Origin of the sequence: Streptomyces murinus, from assembly GCF_002154555.1 — a bacterium.
GTDB classification, from domain to species: domain Bacteria; phylum Actinomycetota; class Actinomycetes; order Streptomycetales; family Streptomycetaceae; genus Streptomyces; species Streptomyces murinus.
This window is the reverse complement of sequence record NZ_MUNF01000680.1, coordinates 1-3,700: the sequence shown is the minus strand read 5'-3', so window position 1 is coordinate 3,700 and position 3,700 is coordinate 1. Positions and strand designations below refer to the sequence as shown.

3 protein-coding genes are annotated in these 3,700 nt (G+C 71.3%); all 3 read left to right on the top strand.

Annotated features, from left to right (window positions below; translation table 11 throughout):
- The first annotated feature begins 205 nt into the window (after positions 1-205).
- Entirely contained in the window at positions 206-1,237 is a 1,032-nt protein-coding gene (locus CCN72_RS33000; protein WP_086811915.1) for a phytanoyl-CoA dioxygenase family protein, read from the top strand.
- Positions 1,234-2,520 (top strand): DUF6271 family protein, encoded by a 1,287-nt coding sequence (locus CCN72_RS32995; RefSeq protein ID WP_086811914.1) that lies wholly within the window; start codon positions 1,234-1,236, stop codon positions 2,518-2,520. Before CCN72_RS33000 ends, CCN72_RS32995 begins: the two co-directional genes overlap by 4 nt.
- Before the next feature lie 83 nt (positions 2,521-2,603).
- Positions 2,604-3,700: type III PLP-dependent enzyme domain-containing protein (locus CCN72_RS32990; RefSeq protein WP_244174595.1), on the top strand; the 1,097-nt coding region annotated here is incomplete at its 3' end.

Sequence of the window (3,700 nt, the reverse complement as noted above, 5' to 3'; positions counted from 1 at the left end):
TGCGGCTCCGCCGCGGGGCGCGACCAGCCATGACGCACCCGCACCCAGCCGCGCGCCGACCCTCCTCCCGCACCCATCCGCGCACCGAACACCCACCCACTCAAAGACCCCCACGCCCCTTCGCGCCCTGGACCCTTCACGCCCTGGCGCATGCCACCGGCACATGTCTCACCGCCACCCACATCCGTCACCCCGGAGTGCTCGCATGCAGACACCAGCCCCCTACCTCCACCGCGCGGCATCCGGCCGCCCCTACTTCAGTGCCGACGGCGAGACCTACCTCGCCCCCACCCCCTTGCGCGACATCGAGAAGTCCCGCCCGCTGAGGGTGCTTTCGGCCGAGGACTTCGCGTTCTGGCAGACGTACGGCTATGTCGTCGTCCGTGAGGCCATCACCCCCGGCGAGGCAAAGCAACTCCTCGACTTCGCCTGGGAGTTCCAGGGCCTGGACCCCGACCGCCCGGAAACCTGGTACAAGCAGCCGGAGTTCCGCTCCGAACTCGACCAGCACCTGTTCATCTACGGCTTCGTCGAGTCGTACCACCACCAGCTCCTGTGGGACAGCCGGCAGAACCAGCGGGTCCACGACGCCTTCGTGGACGTCTGGGACTGCGAAGAGCTGTGGGTCACCCTCGACCGCCTCAACCTGAACCCGCCCAACACCGGCACCCGTTCGCGCTCGCTGATCGAACCCACCACCGAGGGCTTCGACATCGATCTGCACTGGGACGTGGACACCACCCTCGCCGTGCTGCCCCAGCGCGTGCAGGGCATCATCGCGCTGAACGACACCCGCCCCGAACTCGGCGGCTTCCAGTGCGCCCCCGAACTCTTCCGCCGCTTCGAGGAATGGCGCCTCGCCCAGCCACCCGGCCGCGACCCGATCCGCCCGAACGCCGACCGCACCGAGTTCCCCGTGGTCCGCCCCGACCTCCAGGCCGGTGACCTGCTCATCTTCAACGGGCTGCTCGCGCACGGCGTCGCCCCCAACCGCTCGGAGCGCGGGGTCCGGGCCGTCCAGTACCTGTCGATGATGCCCGCCCTGGAGGAGCACACCGTCCTGCGCGACTCCCGTGTGCACTCCTGGCGCACCCTGGCCACCCCCGACTGGAACGGCACCCTCCTCGGCGACGCCCGCCGCCCCGAGGCGGAGCGCTACGGCCCGGCCGAACTCAACCCGCTGGGCCGCAAGTTGCTGGGTCTGGACTCCTGGACCGGCGGAGGCGACGCCAAGTGAAGCACCGCGTCTGCCTCTGCCTGCCCACCAACCGCGCCTGCCCCGCGACGATCACCGCCCTGCACCAGGAGGCCGCCTACGCGGTCCGCCACTTCGACGTGGACGTCCACCTTCTGATCCTGGACTCCGCCGACGCCGACACCCGCGCCGACCACCTCCGGGTGCTCGCCGCGCTCCCCGACGTCCCCCAGGTGACCGTCCACCACCTGGACGAGGACCAACAGCGCAGTCGCCTTTGCGAGTTGATCGACTCCGCGGGCCTGTCCTCCGGCCTCCTCGACCTGCTCCTCCCGCCCGCCGTCTCCTACGGCGCCTGCACCAACCGCGTGTTCCTGTTCGCCGCCGCGCTCGGCTGCCGTTCCGTGCACCGCAGGGACTCGGACAGCACCTACCAACTCCACGCCGGGCAACCGGTGTTCCCCATCCACCACGAGCTGCCCTGGCTGGGCCGCCCCGCCGCCGAGGCGACGGCCGCCGGACTGCACACCGACCTCGTCCCGGCCCACGCCCGGCGCCCGGTCTCCCTGGCCGGCGCCTCCTTCATCGGCGAACTCTCCGTGGACATAGCCGAGATACGCCGCCTCGACCCGGCCGTCTACCACGACGTGGTCAGCCTCTGGGCGCCCACCGACTGGCCGGAGGAGCGCAAACGGGACCTGGTCGCCGAGTCCTTCACGGGCGCGGGCACCGCTCCGTTCACCGGCGACCGCTCGACCCTCACCCTGGTCGACCCGATGCGCGTCGACATGTGCAACGTCGCCTTCGACCGGGCCGTCTACGAACGCGTCCCGCTGCCGCCCGCCACGGACACCATCGGCAGCGACTACTTCCTGCTCCACCTGGTCCACGACGCCACGCTGCCCGGCATCCTCCACAACCGGCACATCGAGAACTTCCACACCCCCGAACGCCGCACCCCCACCGGCTTCCCCGCCTACCAGCGCCGCTTCGTGAAGTTCCTGCTGTCGATGCACTACTTCCAGCATGTCTACGACCACATGACCGCCACCGGCGCCGCCCTCCTGGACGACCACGACCGGGTCCGCCCCGACCGGATCACCGCGTTCCTCCGCGAGAGCACCACCCTGGACCCGGCCGAGAACATCTGGCGCCTGGACCGCCTGGACACCTCGTATCGCAAACTGGGCGGCAGATACGCGGAGTTCGCCGAGCAACTGTGCGACGAACGTGCCCAGTTGCTGACCGAGGCCGCCTCGGACATCACGGCCTACGCGGACCTGATCGACGCCTGGCCCGCACTGATCGAAGCGACCCGCACATGAACGCCGCCCCGAAGGAGCGCGGGGAACCGCGCGCCCAGCCCCACCGAACCCGCACCCGCCCGACAACGCTGCCCGGCGTCCCCATGGCGGAACTCGCCGCCGCCACCACCGACCGCATCATCTACAACCTCACCGGCATAGAGCACCAGTACGACGCCCTGTGCGCCGAACTCCCCGCCACCGACATCCGCTTCGCCCTCAAGGCCTGCCCGGTCGACGACGTCCTCCACTGCCTGGCGGCCCGCGGCGCCGGCTTCGACGCCGCGAGCCCCGCCGAAATCGAGCAAGCCCTCCGCACCGGCGTGGACCCCGACCGCGTCCACTACGGCAACACCATCAAGTCCGACCACGACATCGCCGAGGCCCACCGCCAGGGCATCCGCACCTTCGCCACCGACAGCGTCGAGGACGTCACCGCCATCGCCCGGCACGCCCCCGGCGCCCGTGTGTTCTGCCGCCTCGCCACCAGCGGCGAGGGCGCCCTGTGGGGCCTGAACCGCAAGTTCGGCTGCGCCCCCGAGGACGCCGTACGCATCCTGGACACGGCCCGTTCGGCCGGCCTCACCCCCGCCGGTCTGTCCGTGCACGTCGGCTCCCAGCAGATGACCGCCGAGGGCTGGCAGGCCGCTCTCGACCTGCTCACCGAGACCCTGACGGCGCTGGCCGGGCGGGGGATCGTACCGGATCACATCAACCTCGGCGGCGGACTGCCCGCGCTCGGCTACCGGGACCGCCACGGCAACCCCCTCGACCCGCCCCTGGACAAGATCTTCGCCGTGCTCCGCGAGGGCATGGACCGGCTGCGCGCCCTCGCCCCCGTCACCTTCGTCATGGAACCGGGCCGCCACCTGGTCGCCGACCACGGCGCCGTCCGCGCCCATGTCGCCCGCCTCACCCACCGCCGCGGGCCGGACGGCGCGGACGCCCACTGGCTCTACCTCAGCTGCGGCAAGTTCAACGGCCTGTACGAGATGGACCAGTTGACCCACCACATGGTCTTCCCCGGACAGCCGGACACGGGGGAGACGGTACCGGCGGTCGTCGCGGGACCGACCTGCGACAGCGACGACGCCTACGGCGCCGGCCTGCACCCGGTCCGCATCCCCCGATCCCTCGCCTCCGGCGACCCGGTGTGGATCCTCTCCGCCGGTGGTGTAACTCGTGGCGTAGGCACCGGCGG